Annotated in this window: 16 protein-coding genes; 6 read left to right on the forward strand and 10 right to left on the reverse strand. The window is 60.4% G+C overall.

What is annotated here, in order from left to right; genetic code table 11:
- Positions 1–136: 136 nt before the first annotated feature.
- The 3 genes from ACTG4B_RS00005 to ACTG4B_RS00015 all read right to left on the reverse strand — a co-directional run bounded on the left by ACTG4B_RS00005 (position 137) and on the right by ACTG4B_RS00015 (position 2956).
- Positions 137–1723: a phosphate ABC transporter substrate-binding/OmpA family protein gene (locus ACTG4B_RS00005; RefSeq protein ID WP_439153609.1), complete on the reverse strand. Its 1587-nt coding sequence runs from the start codon at positions 1721–1723 to the stop codon at positions 137–139.
- A 275-nt stretch (positions 1724–1998) separates the two neighbouring features.
- Positions 1999–2718 (reverse strand): winged helix-turn-helix domain-containing protein, encoded by a 720-nt coding sequence (locus ACTG4B_RS00010; RefSeq protein ID WP_439153610.1) that lies wholly within the window; start codon positions 2716–2718, stop codon positions 1999–2001.
- A complete protein-coding gene (locus ACTG4B_RS00015; protein WP_439153611.1) occupies positions 2675–2956 on the reverse strand; it encodes a hypothetical protein in 282 nt (93 codons plus the stop codon). Before ACTG4B_RS00015 ends, ACTG4B_RS00010 begins: the two co-directional genes overlap by 44 nt.
- A 161-nt stretch (positions 2957–3117) precedes the next feature.
- Between ACTG4B_RS00015 and ACTG4B_RS00020 the strand changes: the two genes are divergently transcribed.
- The 3 genes from ACTG4B_RS00020 (at position 3118) to ACTG4B_RS00030 (ending at position 5547) form a co-directional block, all read left to right on the forward strand.
- On the forward strand, positions 3118–3594 hold the full coding sequence (locus ACTG4B_RS00020; protein ID WP_439153612.1) for a hypothetical protein: 477 nt from the start codon (positions 3118–3120) through the stop codon (positions 3592–3594).
- A 121-nt stretch (positions 3595–3715) separates the two neighbouring features.
- Positions 3716–4333, forward strand: a complete 618-nt coding sequence (locus ACTG4B_RS00025; RefSeq protein WP_439153613.1) for a ribonuclease HII — start codon at positions 3716–3718, stop codon at positions 4331–4333.
- 104 nt (positions 4334–4437) lie between these two features.
- Entirely contained in the window at positions 4438–5547 is a 1110-nt protein-coding gene (locus tag ACTG4B_RS00030) for a site-specific DNA-methyltransferase (RefSeq protein ID WP_439153614.1), read from the forward strand.
- 104 nt (positions 5548–5651) lie between these two features.
- Here ACTG4B_RS00030 and ACTG4B_RS00035 read toward each other — a convergent pair whose 3' ends face one another.
- Together ACTG4B_RS00035 and mutY are read right to left on the reverse strand one after the other, a co-directional pair.
- The gene (locus ACTG4B_RS00035; RefSeq protein WP_439153615.1) at positions 5652–6794 is read right to left on the reverse strand and encodes an alkane 1-monooxygenase; all 1143 of its coding nucleotides are present in this window, start codon (positions 6792–6794) and stop codon (positions 5652–5654) included.
- A gap of 32 nt (positions 6795–6826) precedes the next feature.
- A complete protein-coding gene (gene mutY, locus ACTG4B_RS00040; protein WP_439153616.1) occupies positions 6827–7870 on the reverse strand; it encodes an A/G-specific adenine glycosylase in 1044 nt (347 codons plus the stop codon).
- A 67-nt stretch (positions 7871–7937) separates the two neighbouring features.
- Here mutY and ACTG4B_RS00045 point away from each other — a divergent pair, with 67 nt between their 5' ends.
- Genes ACTG4B_RS00045 through ACTG4B_RS00055 form a run of 3 tightly spaced genes read left to right on the forward strand, consistent with a single transcriptional unit; the run spans position 7938 to position 10294 of the window.
- On the forward strand, positions 7938–8447 hold the full coding sequence (locus ACTG4B_RS00045; protein ID WP_439153617.1) for a DUF721 domain-containing protein: 510 nt from the start codon (positions 7938–7940) through the stop codon (positions 8445–8447).
- Between the two features lie 12 nt (positions 8448–8459).
- Positions 8460–9125, forward strand: a complete 666-nt coding sequence (locus ACTG4B_RS00050; protein WP_439153618.1) for a DsbA family protein — start codon at positions 8460–8462, stop codon at positions 9123–9125.
- Positions 9125–10294: a CaiB/BaiF CoA transferase family protein gene (locus ACTG4B_RS00055; RefSeq protein WP_439153619.1), complete on the forward strand. Its 1170-nt coding sequence runs from the start codon at positions 9125–9127 to the stop codon at positions 10292–10294. Before ACTG4B_RS00050 ends, ACTG4B_RS00055 begins: the two co-directional genes overlap by 1 nt.
- On the opposite strand, the gene lpxK is transcribed toward ACTG4B_RS00055, so the two are convergent.
- The 5 genes from lpxK to ACTG4B_RS00080 are packed head-to-tail and all read right to left on the reverse strand — an operon-like array spanning position 10228 to position 14839.
- Positions 10228–11226 (reverse strand): tetraacyldisaccharide 4'-kinase, encoded by a 999-nt coding sequence (gene lpxK / locus ACTG4B_RS00060; RefSeq protein WP_439153620.1) that lies wholly within the window; start codon positions 11224–11226, stop codon positions 10228–10230. The two genes, ACTG4B_RS00055 and lpxK, sit on opposite strands and share 67 nt — an antisense overlap.
- On the reverse strand, positions 11227–12423 hold the full coding sequence (locus tag ACTG4B_RS00065) for a 3-deoxy-D-manno-octulosonic acid transferase (protein WP_439153621.1): 1197 nt from the start codon (positions 12421–12423) through the stop codon (positions 11227–11229).
- Between the two features lie 9 nt (positions 12424–12432).
- A complete protein-coding gene (locus ACTG4B_RS00070) occupies positions 12433–12678 on the reverse strand; it encodes a DUF4170 domain-containing protein (protein ID WP_439153622.1) in 246 nt (81 codons plus the stop codon).
- A gap of 36 nt (positions 12679–12714) precedes the next feature.
- Positions 12715–13506, reverse strand: coding sequence for a 3'(2'),5'-bisphosphate nucleotidase CysQ (locus ACTG4B_RS00075; protein WP_439153623.1), 792 nt, complete (start codon positions 13504–13506; stop codon positions 12715–12717).
- Positions 13493–14839, reverse strand: a complete 1347-nt coding sequence (locus tag ACTG4B_RS00080) for a TldD/PmbA family protein (protein WP_439153624.1) — start codon at positions 14837–14839, stop codon at positions 13493–13495. The genes ACTG4B_RS00075 and ACTG4B_RS00080 overlap by 14 nt, the downstream gene beginning before the upstream one ends.
- Between the last annotated feature and the right edge of the window lie 24 nt (positions 14840–14863).

A 14863-nucleotide genomic window follows, 5' to 3' on the forward strand; every position in this document is an offset into this window, starting at 1 on the left:
TTTCCTCTGTCGTGCGCTGTCCCGCTGTCATCGGTCTGTGCAGGTTGGGCTGCGGGTGTCTGCATTGGCAGCCCCGCAGTTGCACCATCTGGATGCTCGCGGTTAATCTTGCACGTTTTCCAAATTGCTGACCGGATCATACGGGCGACTTGATCCACACCTCGACACGGCGGTTGATGCGGCGACCTTCCTGATCAATATTGCAGCCAGAGGGTGCGATCTCTCCGTAGCCGACCGAACTCATGGTCATCCCATCAAGGCGGTTTCCTGCGGCAGCGCGGATTTCTTCGACCATCTGCGCAGCGCGCCCTTCGGACAGGCCGCGATTGCCGTCGAATTCACCCACGTCATCCGTGAAACCAACCAGCAGGATTTCCGATCCTTCGGGCTGATCCGCAAGGTATGCCACCAGACGTGCAAGGTCGATCTGGCCCCGCTCATCAAGCCGGGAAGACCCGGTGCGGAAACGGAACGTGGTCGACAGGCGGTCGTATTCGGCCATCCGGCCCAACATGTCGCGCATGAATTGTGCCTCATACGGGTCGGCGTTGGGGTCAAGCAGCGCCAGCGCGCGTCCTTCTTCCAGCGACTGTTCCCGACGGTCGACACCAAAGCCGATGAACCCGGCCTTGCCGATCAGCCCGTCGGCCCTGTCTGATGTCACGAAATCCAGAAAACCACGTGATTCAGCACTGGCCGTATCTTCACGGCTGTAAAGATAAAGACGCCGCTGTAGGGCGTATTCCTCTGTGCGGGCGGAAAAGGCATCGGGCCGCATCCGGATTCCACATTCATTCACGATCTCCAGCGGCTTCGCGCCACGTTGAAACGCATAGCCCACGACGCCGACAGCGCCTTTGTCGCTGTTGACTGCCTGTGCGACATCACTGTTCGAGGCGGCGAGCTGTGCGTCTGGCGTCAGTGTGGCTGGTTCGCCACCAAAGATGCGGTCTTCGAAAACGACACGGCTGCCTGTTTCGGCCTCGCGACCGACAAATGTGATCGGCAGATCGGGGCCGCCCACTTCGGACCAGTTGGTGATCTGACCGCTGTAGATTCCACGAAGCTGTTCGGTAGACAGGCTTTCGACCGGGTTGTCGGGGTGCGTGATGACCACAAGGCTATCAACGGCGATGATATGTTCCTGGCTTGGGCTGATCATGTTCCCTGCACCCGCATCGCGCAGGCTGCGTGCTTCATCCGGCAGGATACGGCGCGAGGACATGGCAATTTCGGACGTCGCGTTCAGCAGATCGGAAAATGCGGCATTTTCGCTGCTGGACATCACGAGGAAAGAGGCGATTTCATCGCCGAAACCTTCCTCGGCGGTCAGGCTGGCAAAGATAGCATTGGATCCCGTTGCATTGCCAAGTGTCGCGGCAGCGCCAAGCGATCCGGCATACCCTTCCAGCAGCAACGGCATCAGGCCGACCCCCACAACATCGGAACCCGAAGCGACGATATCGGCGTCGTTTGTATTCAGATTGGGGCAGGCATCGCCCTTGCAGCTGACCCGGTTGGCAGCGACCCGCAGCTCGCCCAGCGCAGTTGCGATAATATACGCGTTGTCCCGAAAGTCGACAAATTCGCCCGTCATGTTCACCGTGCCGTCGCTTGATTGCAGCGTCACTTCGGCGGCACTTGCGAAACTTGCAAAGGTCACACTGCCGACAAATGCGATGGCCGCCAGCTTCCCCGCATGATGAAAGGTAGTCCGATTCATTCTTTTTTTCTCCTGATGGATACGGCAAACCGGCTCATACTGGCCGGGCTGCCGCATCACTGCACCTACGTTGATTTGCTCACGCTTAGATGCGGTTTACCTCGCGGGGAAATGTGAATGAATTGTGGCGGATGTGTTCGCGAAAGGTGACAATTTGCAGAATTGCCGACAAGTGTTGCCAAATAGTTGACTTTGGGTCACGTCGCCCGACCCAATGATCGCGACGAAATGACAGGCTTGAAAGAACGACACCTCACTGGTGTCCGGCGCATCACCTACAGCATCCGGATCACGGTTTTGTCGATGGCCAGCATATAGCCCTTGCGCGCGATATTCTTGACCAGCAGTTCGCTGACCATCTGGTTGCCCAGCGTGTCGCGCAGGCGTTTGATGCGGGTGGCGCCTGCGGCTTCGTCACAATCGGACGCATCGCGGCCCGAAATCACGCCCTCGATCTCGGCGCCGGATAAAACCTCATCGTCCATCCGCGCCTCGGCCAGCACGGACAGGGTTTCAATCGCGGCTTCGGTCAGTTTGAATTCGAAATTGTTCAGGTAAACCGATTTCTGGTCGCGGCTGATCAGGAGGGAATTCACGGTGATCCCCTGCCGTTCGATCAGACCCATACGCCGGTTCAGCGCGATCAGCATCACCAGGAATGCAATCGCGGCAATCAGCATCGCGGTCGCAAAGACCAGCAAGACAAATATGACGAAACGGTAAGACGCCAGCGTATCCGAAAACGCGGTGCCCGATCCGGCCAGGATTTCAAGCAGCTTGATTTCGGCATTGCCAGTCAGCGTGTCATTTTCGACGAACAGCCGTTCAACCCGCATATTGAACGCATTGGCGTCAGGCAGGTTGACGATCAGCAAGATCGCGGCAATCGCCAGAATCGCAAAAATCGTAGCGATGCCCGCAATGACAATCCTGTTGCCGATTGCGCGCACTTCAGTAGCGGAGGAAGTATTCACCCGCGCTTTCCTTTCTTTCATCCAGCCCGGATTCGTCAAAGACACCAAGCACATTCAGCAGTTGCCACCCGTCAGCGGCCAGCCGGGGGCGCAGCTGTTCCGCAGCAGATCGCGTATCGCAGTCACCGCGCACAGCCGCCACACCATAATGCAGGCGCAAGGGATCATCACGTTTCGCCTTGTAATCGGCATAACAATCCGCAGAGGCCGCACCAGCTGTCAGGCAAAGGATCAGAAATGAGAAGGAAAGATGTTTCATGCTGCCAACCTGATCCCGCACTGACCTGATATTCAATAACGCCCGATGTTATCGCGGCTGCCATCGCATAGCCATCCCCCGTTATTGTCTGGCAGCGCGGGTTCACGCCAACTCGGTTCACCAACGTCACAACATGACGCATGAACCGAAAGGATGAACAAATGATCAAGCCCCTGATTGCAGGCCTTACCGCGCTTGCCCTGACATTCGCCACCGTTGCCCCCGCCCACGCCGAAGGGTTCAGCCGTGAAGAGGCCGGCAAACTGCTGATCGGTCTGGCCGCCATTGCCGCATTGAATGCCGTCCTTGAAAACCGCAAACCCGACGCACCGGCCACGCAGGTCCATGACCGGCACGATCGCGCCCCGGTGGTGCAGGGTAACCGTGGTCATGGCTGGGGTCAGTTGAACCGTGACAATGATCGTCGGGCGCTGCCCCGTGAATGTCTGCGCGGCGTCGAAACCCGCTTTGGCACGCAACGGATGTTCGTGCAGCGTTGTCTGGCGCGGAATTACCGCCATGTGAACAGCCTGCCCGCCCGCTGCGCCGTCCGCGTTTTCACCAGCAACGGCCCACGTCAGGGGTATGACCCGCTGTGCCTGCGCGAGGCGGGCTACAGATCGGATCAGCGCCACTAAGGCGTTGACCTGCGGCGCGGCTCCTTGCCCCGGTTGCCGCGCTACCTTGGGGCAAAGGGTTCAGTTACGCCCTTTGCCCCTTTTTGCTTGATCCTGCGGTGCTGTTCTGGTCACTGACCACATGACACACCCCGATTTCAGTTTCGAGATAGCAGCACAAACCCGTGGCCTGTCACGTGTCGCCGGTATCGACGAGGTCGGCCGCGGCCCGCTGGCCGGGCCGGTCGTGGCCGCCGCCGTTGTTCTGGACCCGGCCCGCGTTCCGCCTGGCATGAACGACAGCAAGAAACTGACCGCCACGCGGCGCGACGCGCTTTTCGATCAGATCATGCGTGACGCTGATGTCTGCATAGCGGCGGCAACAGTGGCAGAGATTGACACCCATAACATCTTGCGCGCGTCACACATCGCGATGGTCCGCGCCATCGCCGGGCTGTCCCATACCCCCGATCACCTGCTGATCGACGGCAACCTGATCCCCCGCGGCATCACCATCTCATGCGAGGCCGTGATCAAGGGCGATACGCGCAGCCTGTCTATTTCCGCCGCGTCCATCGTGGCCAAGGTGTGGCGCGACAGACACATGGTGGATTTGGCGCAACAGTTTCCGGGCTATGGCTGGGACAAAAACGCCGGATACCCCACAGCGACGCATAAGTCGGCGCTGATAAATCTTGGTCTCACCCCACACCATAGACGTTCGTTTAAGCCGGTGCACAATATCTTGTATCAAGATTAATTCGTAAGTCACTGATTCAAAAAAGCTTTTGACACCGAATCGCCTCTGACTCACATTAGGGACAACCAAAGAGCGGGCCACCCGCCGGGGATCAGAGGCAGAAAATGACGATTAAGACGAAAGCAAAAGGGGCTTCCACGCTCCCGCTCAATACGATTGTGGACGGTGACTGCATTGAAGTCATGAACAGCCTGCCTGCGGGTTCGGTTGACCTGATCTTTGCCGACCCACCCTATAACCTGCAATTAAAGGGCGATCTGCATCGCCCCGACAATTCCAAGGTGGATGCGGTCGATGACGCATGGGACCAGTTCGACAGCTTTGCCGTTTATGACCGGTTCACCCGCGACTGGCTGGCCGCTGCGCGCCGCCTGCTGAAACCCAATGGCGCGATCTGGGTGATCGGCAGCTATCACAACGTGTTCCGCATGGGTGCCGAGCTGCAAAATCAGGGTTTCTGGATTTTGAATGACGTGGTCTGGCGCAAGTCCAACCCGATGCCCAACTTTCGCGGCAAGCGCCTGACAAATGCGCATGAAACGCTGATCTGGGCGTCCAAGGAAGAAGCCAGCAAATATACGTTCAACTACGAAGCCCTGAAGGCGCTGAACGAAGGCGTGCAAATGCGATCCGACTGGGTTCTGCCGATCTGCACCGGGCATGAGCGTTTGAAGAACGATGAGGGCGAGAAAGCCCACCCCACACAGAAACCGCAGTCGCTTTTGCACCGCGTTCTGGTTGCCACCACCAACCCCGGTGATGTCGTGCTGGATCCGTTTTTCGGGACGGGCACAACCGGGGCTGTGGCCAAAATGCTCGGCCGCGATTTCATCGGCATCGAACGCGAGGCCGCGTATCGCGCGGTCGCCGAAAAGCGGATCAGGAATACCCGGAAATTCGACAAAGAGGCGCTTGAGGTGTCCACGTCGAAGCGATCTGAGCCGCGCGTCGCCTTTGGCGTGCTGGTCGAACGCGGCCTGTTGCGGCCGGGCGAAGAATTGTGGAGCATGAACGGCCGTCACAAGGCCAAGGTCCGCGCCGACGGCACGCTGATCGGGGATGACATCAAGGGGTCGATCCATCAGGTCGGTGCGCATCTGGAAGGCGCGCCAAGCTGCAACGGCTGGACCTATTGGCAGTTCAAGCGCGACGGGCAGAAAGTGCCCATTGATCTGCTGCGCCAACAGATCCGGTCGGAAATGGCCAAACACTAGTTTTCACAAAAGATACCGCCGGTGCCTGCGGCAAACCATTCCATGGTGGGATGGTCCGCGGGCACTAACTTTGTCCCCGCCATCCGATGTGATGGCGGGGTTTTTTATTTCGGGGCTGGGTTGCTGGCGGTCTTGTAGGCAGTCCAATCCGTGATTTCGGGGTAATAATGAACGCGCCATGCCTGCAGGCGCGGGTGCATGACCTTGCGCCAGATCCTTGGTAACAGTGCGGCCATTGTCATGATCGGGTAGCCAAAGGGCAGTTGCGGGGCTTCATCCGCGTCGTAGGTCTGTAATAGTGGAAAGCGCCGGTTTGGTTTGTAATGATGGTCGGAATGGCGTTGCAGGTTGATCAACAGCCAGTTCGATGCCTTTTGCGACGCGTTCCACGAATGACGTGGTTTGACATGTTCGTATTTGCCATCACCCAGATGTTTGCGCGTCAGCCCGTAGTGCTCAACATAATTCACCAGTTCAAGCTGGAAAACCGCCCAGAACGCCTGTGTCGCGAACAGGAATACGCCCCACCACCCCCCGATCAGCGCCGCAAGCAGGATAAACAACGCTTGCAGTGCCCAGTAACGCATGAACGGGTTGGATCGGTGCCACCACGGCAACCCCTTGCGGGCCAGCATCGCCTTTTCCGCGTTGAACGCAGACACAAGGCATTGCCACAGGACACGCGGAAAGAACCGCCAAAAACTTTCGCCATATCGCGCCGTCACAGGATCGCGCGGCGTGCCGACGTAGCGGTGATGCACCAAAAGGTGTTCGGACCGGAAATGCGAATAAAGCACGGACGCCAGCAGGATATCAGCCAGCCAGCGCTCGCTTTTGGGTTTCTGGTGCATCAGTTCATGGGCATAGGTAATGCCGATGGTGCCGGACAACACGCCAAGACCGGCAAACAGTGCCCATTGTTCAAACAGGCCCAGATGGTCCGCTGCCGTCACATAGACCAGGATCCCGAAAATCGTGATCAGTTGCACAGGCACCCAGACCAGCGTGATGAGCTTGTGCCAGAAAAGTCGGCTTTCAGGGGTGGCGGGATCAGGGTTTCTGGTGTCCAGCCCGACGACGAAATCCAGCCCGGTGAAAAGATACCACGTGGACACCGGCAAAAGCAGGATCGTCCAGCCGCCCTGCATCGCCGCCAGAACAGCGACAGGCACCAGCGCAAGCGAAAGCCAGAAAGGCAGCGCGGCTGACAGGCGCGAAACGGCGGGTGTGGCGGGCAGGGATGTCATGGTGCAAGTCTAGGTTTGTGGGCGGGTCACACTCAATCGTGGCGTAACGTCACGGCTACCATATCATAGACCTTGCGCATTACGGTGGGCAAGGCGGCAGGGCTAAGCGGCATGAACTGCCCACGGTCGGGGCTGGCGTCCGTTGCGACCTTTGCGGTCATGATTTTCAGCCGCAGGTGAAAGTGGGTGAACGTATGGCGCGCCTCTGCATCCAGCGCGGCCCAGTCGGCAGTCATCGGCGGCGCCGGGTCGGGATCGTCCGACCAATCCGAACCGGGCCAACCCAGCATCCCGCCCAAAAGCCCGCTTTGCGGGCGGGTTTCCAACAGCCATGCACCGTCATCGCGGCGGGCGACATAGGCGATACCAAAACGGGTCGGGGTCTTTTTCTTGGGTGTTTTCCGGGGCAATTCAGTGGCCGTTCCGGCAACCCGTGCCTTGCAAGGGTCGCGCCACGGGCAAATCCCGCATGCCGGACTGCGCGGGCTGCAGATCGTCGCGCCCAGATCCATGACGGCCTGTGCATAGTCGCCGGCCCGGGCCATCGGGGTCAGGGCGCGGGCGAGTGCTGTCAGTTCAGCCTTGGCGGCGGGCAGCGGCGCGTGTACATCATGCAGTCGCGCCATCACCCGTTCGACATTGCCATCCACCACGGTTTCCGGTCTGTCAAAGGCAATCGCCGCAATGGCCGCCGCCGTATAGGGGCCGATGCCGGGCAAGGTCAGCAGCACGTCGTATGTGTCGGGAAACGCGCCACCGTGGTCCGCGACAACGGCGCGGGCGCATTTCAGCAGGTTGCGGGCGCGGGCGTAATATCCAAGGCCGGCCCATGCAGCCATCACATCCGCATCGTCTGCCGCTGCCAGTGTGGCGACAGTGGGCCACAGCGCCATGAACTTGCGGTGGTAATCGCGCACGGCGGCCACGGTGGTTTGCTGCAACATGACCTCGGACAGCCATACCGCGTATGGGTCGGGCAATACACCTGCCTTGCGCGCGGCAGGCGGCACACGCCACGGCATATCGCGGGCATGAACATCATACCAATCCAGCAAAACGGCACTTTGGTCACGCAATGTTTATTTCCCCTGCAACACGGTTATGCTGGTGTGGCCAGCCAGATAGCTTAGATAGTGCACTGACATGAAACAGCCACGCCACACCAGCACAACCCGGGGATTTTCCCGCGCGGCGACATTGCTTCAGCCGCGCATCCGCGCAGCCAGCGAAGAGCGCGGCTTTGCCGTGACCCGCCTGCTGACACATTGGGCAGAGGTGGTGGGCGAGGCGACAGCCCAGATCGCAACGCCGGTGAACATCAGCTATGGCCGGGGCGGCATGGGGGCGACGCTGGTCTTGCTGACCACGGGCGCGCAGGCCCCGATGCTGGAAATGCAAAAAGACCAGATCCGCGAAAAGGTGAACGCCTGCTATGGCTATCGCGCAATTGCCCGCGTGCGGATTACGCAAACAGCACCCACAGGCTTTGCCGATGGGCGCGTGGCCTTTGCGCCTGCGCCGAAAACCGCCCGCACCCCCGATCCGGCCGTGCAATCAGCGGCAAGGGCGCTATCTGACGATGTAGAAAACGACGACCTGCGTACAGCGCTTGCGGCATTGGGCGCAAATGTCCTATCGAAACGAAAACCCTGATCAGAGGTGAACATGGAACGTAGAACTCTTTTGACTGTCGGTGGCGGTGCTTTGGTCGCCCTTGGCGCTGGCTGGGCTGTCACACGGCCCGACCCGGAAACCGGCCTGCTGCCCGGTGCGGCAAACGCACAAACGGCGGACGGCGCGCTGCCCGAGGTCATGGACATGGTGCAGGGCAACCCTGATGCTGCGGTCGAAGTGATCGAATACGCATCATTTACCTGCCCGCATTGTGCGTCGTTTCACGCGAACCAGTATCAATCGCTCAAGGCGAATTATATCGACACCGGCAAGATCCGGTTCGTCTACCGCGAGGTATATTTCGACCGCCCCGGCCTTTGGGCGTCGATGATCGCGCGCTGCCCCGAAGATACAGACTTCTTTTTCGGCATCAGCGAAGTGCTGTATGAAAAGCAACGTCAATGGCTGGCAAGCGGTGATCCAGGCACGATCATTCAGGATCTGCGCACATTGGCCAAGACCGCCGGTCTGGATGATGCCGCCCTTGATGCCTGCCTGAGCAACGGACCAAAGGCAGAGGCGCTGTTCACATGGTATCAGGAAAACGCGGATCGTGACGGGATCACCGGCACGCCAAGTTTCATGATCGACGGTGAAAAATATTCCAACATGGCCTATGACGAATTCGCCAGCGTGCTGGACGAAAAGATCGGCTGATGCAGCCGCTTGCCGACCTGAAGGTGATCGAGCTGGCCCGCGTGCTGGCCGGCCCGATGGCGGGCCAGACGCTTGCCGATCTTGGCGCCGAGGTTATCAAGGTCGAAAGCCCCGCTGGCGATGACACCCGCCAGTGGGGGCCGCCGTTCGTGGATCATGACAATGAGGTGACGGCCGCCTATTTCCATAGCTGCAACCGTGGCAAGAAATCTGTCGTCATCGACTTTCGCACACCCGAAGGGCAGGAACAGGTGCGCAGGCTGGTCGCTGATGCCGATATCCTGATCGAGAATTTCAAGGTTGGCGGTCTGGCTAAATACGGGCTGGACTATGCCAGCCTGTCGGCATTGAACCCCCGCCTGATCTATTGTTCGATCACCGGCTTTGGGCAGACCGGGCCTTATGCCGAACGCGCGGGATATGACTATATCATTCAGGGCATGTCGGGGCTGATGTCAGTCACCGGCGACCCGGACGGCCAACCACAAAAGGTAGGCGTTGCGGTCACGGATATTTTCACGGGTATCTATGCCAGCACCGGTATTCTGGCCGCTGTCCACCAGCGCCAGACCACCGGACGGGGCCAGCATATCGACATGGCACTGCTGGATGTGGCCACGGCAGTCATGACCAATCAGGCGATGAATTATCTGGTCACGGGCAAACCGCCGCAGCGGATGGGCAACGCACACCCCAATATCGTGCCTTATCAGGTGTTTGACTGTGCCGACGGCTATATCATCGTGGCCAGCGGCAATGACGGACAATACCGCAAATTCTGCAACTTGCTGGGCGTGCCCGCACTGGCCGATGATCCGGCCTATGCCACCAATCAGGCACGACTGGCAAACCGCGATGCGCTGGCGATCCTGCTCACTGATGAAACTGTGAAATTGACCAAGGCCGATCTGCTTGCCGCCTGTGCAGCGCACGGCGTTCCCGCAGGCCCGATCAATGACATGGCAGAGGTGTTTGCCGATCCACAGATCATCCACCGGCGGATGCAGGTCGATCTGGACGGGGTGCCCTCGGTGCGGTTGCCGATTTCTTTTTCAGACGCCGACGTGATGCCAACGCGACCATCGCCGACATTGGGCAGCGATCAGGACATGCTGGACAGCCCCAGCCTGTCCAATGCCGCATCAAGCGGCGACCAGTCCACCACCTGAAGCCGCACTGGAAGGGTCAGCACCTTGGTGCGAAAACTGTCGGGCAGACGCACCGCGTCCTTCTCGGTGGTTACCAATTGTGCGCCCCGCGCTTTCGCCTCGATCTCCAGTCGTTTCATCAGCGCCTCGGTGAGGGGCTGGTGATCCGAAAGTGCCTCGGCCCGGACGACATCGGCCCCCATATCGCGCAGCGTGACAAAGAATTTTTCGGGGTGCCCGATGCCGGCAAAGGCCAAAAGCCGCAAATCGCGCCACGGCATGCCCGTAGGCAAAGGGGCAAGGTGCCCTTGCATCACCGGCAAATCCAGCGGCCATTCAGCGGCAAATTTATCCTGTGCGGCAGGCGGGCCGATGGACAGCACCAGATCGGCACGTTTCAACCCGACGCAAACGCTTTCGCGCAGCGGACCGGCAGGTAGCACCCGCCCGTTTCCAAAGCCGCGCAGCGCATCGACCACGACAAGCGACAGATCCTTGACCACCGTTGGATTCTGAAACCCGTCATCCAGCAAGATGACCGTGGCACCCGCCGCCTCGGCCTGTTTCACGCCAGCGGCGCGATCCTTGGCCACCCAGGTTGGTGCAAAAGCGGCCAGCAATAGCGGCTCGTCCCCGGTTTGGCCGGCAGAGTGCGCACGTTCATCCACGCGCACCGGCCCTGTCAGCGATCCGCCATAGCCACGGCTGACCACATGCGGCACCTGCCCGCACGCGCCCAACCGTTCGATCAGCGCAATCGTTGTCGGTGTCTTGCCGGTGCCGCCAACATTGATGTTGCCAATGCAGATTACCGGCACGCCCGCGCGGTACCCGCCGGACTTGCCGACCCGCTGTGCCGTCGCGCGCGCATAAAGCCAGCCTAGCGGCGCAAGCAACCGTGCTATCGCGGCGGGCCTGTCCGGCGGGGTGAACCAAAAGGCGGGAGCAGGCATCTAATAACCCAGTGCTGACAGGCGGCGCTGAATCAGGCTGACGATCCGGTTTGTCACATCCGCCCCGCGCGAGGTTACATCCCACGCTGCAAGGGCCAGCGCCGCCGCCTTGTCGGTGGCCAGCAAATCTTCGACATTCGGGCCCAGATGCGCGCCGGACCGGATCAACTGCGATGCACCGGCGGCGTTCAGACGCGCCGCATGTTTTTCAAACGGCGCGACGCGCGGACCATACAAGAGCGCAGAACCAAGGGTAGCCGCCTCGAACGGGTCGCGACAGGGCGCACCGTGCAACGTGCCGCCCAGATAGGTAATCGGTGAAATCCGATACCAAAGTCCCAGTTCGCTTTCAGTATCCACCACATAGACCTGTGTCGGATCAGACGGTTCCGATTCATGCGAACGCAGCGCGACATGCAGGCCCGCTGCACGCATCTTTTCTGCGAATTCCCGGGCATCAGAGCCGACGCGGGGGACCACGATCAGCAACAGACGATGGGCCCGCCGACTGGCCGTGACATGCGCGGCACAAAGATCGACACATTCATCCAGGTCTGCGTTGGCGGCCAGCCACGTCGGGCGCGTCCCGATTGCTGCGGCCAGCTTCTGCCGTTCCTCCTGCTGACAAGGCAAGGGTGGCGCGCAGTCTTCCATTGCGCCACTGACACGCACACTGCTGGGTCTTGCCCCTGCGCGGATCAGCTTTTCCGCAGCTTCCTGATCAAGCGTCAGCACGGCGTCGAACTGCGGCAGAACAGATCGCATTACACCGGGCACCCAGTTGCCTGTGGTCAGTTCAAGCCCATCGGCGGATGCATTGACGAGCATTGACGGAATCCGGGCAACTCGCACCTGTTCCAGGATGATCAGGTCAAGGTTACCGCGGACCCATATCACCATGGCCGGACGCCAATGTGCGATAAAGGCGCGGATGTTATCCTTTCCTCGCGGCTCGGCAAGTGCCCGCCCTGAAAGGGATACATCCCACTGCGTCACAGTGGCAATCACACTGACCGGGTCGCCGTCTTCTGCCAGCTTGCGGTTCAGTGTCTCGATCGCCGTCAGCTGTCCAGGATCGCAGCAGCGCGCCCAGATCAGGACGCCCTGTGGTCGTGGCGGTTGAAGGGCAAGTTTGTCAGAGCTATCAGAGGTCCCCAACTCTGCCAGATAGGCCGCAATGGATAGCGCTCGCGCCATGTGTTTGTATCAGGATCCAAGCTCTTCGGTCGGCGAGGCTTCGACCTTTTCGTCCCGCAGGCGGTGAATATGGGCAATGAAATAGCGCATATGCGCATCGTCCACGGTGCGCTGGGCGGCTGATTTCCAGGCGTTATAGGCTGCTTCATAATTCGGAAACATGCCAACGATGTCGATCGCGTCAACATTCTTAAAGGCATTCCGGGTCGGGTCGATAAGTTCGCCGCCAAAAACAAGATGCAAGCGCTGTGTCATGGGAAAAACCCCTTTGTGTTGACTGTTGGGCGCACCCTAAGCGTTTACTTGCGGCGGCTCAAGCCGCTGGGCCAATCCAGCGTGAAGTTCGGGTCCGGCAGCAAGGACACCGGGCACCTGTGGATGCGGATTATTGAACATGAGCGGCAGACCCGATTGGTCGGTCACGGTTGCGCCTGCCTCGGATGCGATCAGGGCACCGGCGGCGATATCCCACTCCCAACTGGGGCGCAGGGTCATCATGCCATCAAACCGGCCTTGCGCCACAAGGCACAGTCGATAGGCCAATGATGACCGGAATGCCCGCTTGATCGGCGGCACCATACCGCGCTGCCAGAAACGGCCTTCGAAATTTGGCTTTGTTCCCAGAATGGTGGCACCGTCCAACACGGCTGGCGTGACCTTTGCGGGCAGGTCGTTCACCGTCGCACCGCCACCGCGCGTTGCGGCGAACATCAGGTCGCGCATCGGCAGGTAAACGGCCGCCGCCACAACCTGCCCGCCTTCAACCACAGCCAGCGAATGTGCCCAGTCGTCGCTGCCCGCGATAAAGGCACGGGTGCCGTCAATCGGGTCGATCACGAATTGCCGGTGGGTGGTCAGGCGGTGTGCGCTATCCTCTGATTCTTCGGAAAGCCAGCCATAGTCAGGCCGCGCGGTGGCCAGCGTTTCATGCAGCATCAGGTTTACAGCCAGATCAGCCTCGGTCACGGGTCCGGCACCGGCGGGTTTGTCAGTTACCGCAGGGTCGTTTCCAAAATACCCTTTTGCGATGGTGCCCGCCACGCGCGCTGCGTCCACCAGCAGGGCAAGATCAGTCACCGGCAAGTGTCAGCCCCTCGACCATTAACGACGGCACGACACGCGACAGATAGGTGCGCGCATCATTGGCCGGCGTGATCCGCATCAGCATGTCGCGCAGATTGCCCGCAACGGTGCATTCATTGACCGGATAGGCCAGTTCGCCGTTTTCCACCCAGAACCCGGCAGCCCCGCGCGAATAATCGCCTGTGTTGGGGTTGATCGTGGACCCGATCATCGAGGTGATCAGCAGGCCGGTGCCCATCTCGCGCAGCAGGTCATCGCGGCTTTGCGTGCCTTGGGTCAGGGCCACATTGCTGACGCTGGGCGATGGCGGCGCGCCGGTGCCGCGTGCGGCGTTCGCCGTGCTTTGCAGGCCGAGTTTGCGGCCTGTCGCCAGATCAAGCGTCCAGCCCGTCAGCACGCCATCATCCACAATGGCACGGCGCGCGGTTGGCAGACCTTCCGCATCGAACATGCGCGAACCGGATGCACGCGGTCGGCGCGGGTCTTCGATCAGAGACAATCCCTTTGGCAGCACCTGTTCGCCCAGCGCATCGCGCAGCCAGCTTGACCCGCGCGCGATCATCATCCCGTTGGTCGCTTGCAGCAGGCTGCCGATCAGCGAACTGGCGACGCGTTCATCGAAGATCACAGGATAGGCGCCTGTCTTGGGCCGTCTGGCACCGGCCCGTTCGACCGCACGCGCAGCAGCCTGTGTGCCGATGGCATCGGCGCTGCGCAGATCGGATTGGAAAATCCGGCTGTCATAGTCGTAATCCCGTTCCATCCCATTGCCAGCACCACTGATCGCGACGCAGGACAGCCCGCGTTCGGTGCGGGTATAGCCGCCCGAAAAGCCGTTGGATGCCGCCAGATGCACCCGCGTCCGCCCATAGCCCGCAGATGCGGACTGCACCTGGCTGACACCGGGATTGCGCAGGGCCGCTGCCTCGGCCTGCGTGGCATCATCCTGCAAGGCAGCGGGGTCGGGTTCTTCCGTCGGATCAAAAAGCTGAAGCGTCGTGCTGTCGGTATCGGTGGCAAGCTGCGCGGCATCCGCAAGGCCGGCAAACGGGTCTTCGGGCGCTTCGCGGGCCATGGTTACGGCACGGGCCGCCATCTGGGCTATGGTTTCGGGGTTTGTGTCGGATGACGACACACAGGCCTGCCGTTGTCCGACCAGCACGCGTAGGCCGACATCGACCCCTTCGGACCGATCGGCCTGTTCCAGCGCGCCGCCGCGCACCGAAATCGACAGGGAAGTGCCATCAACGGCAATCGCGTCAGCCCCATCCGCACCGGCGTTGCGGGCTGCATCCAATAGTTGCTGTGTCAGATCAGAAAGAGATTGGGTCATGACGTGTCCTTTGTTCGCACCTGA

The sequence above is a fragment of the Yoonia sp. genome, assembly GCF_965660735.1.
Classification (GTDB): Bacteria; Pseudomonadota; Alphaproteobacteria; order Rhodobacterales; family Rhodobacteraceae; genus Yoonia.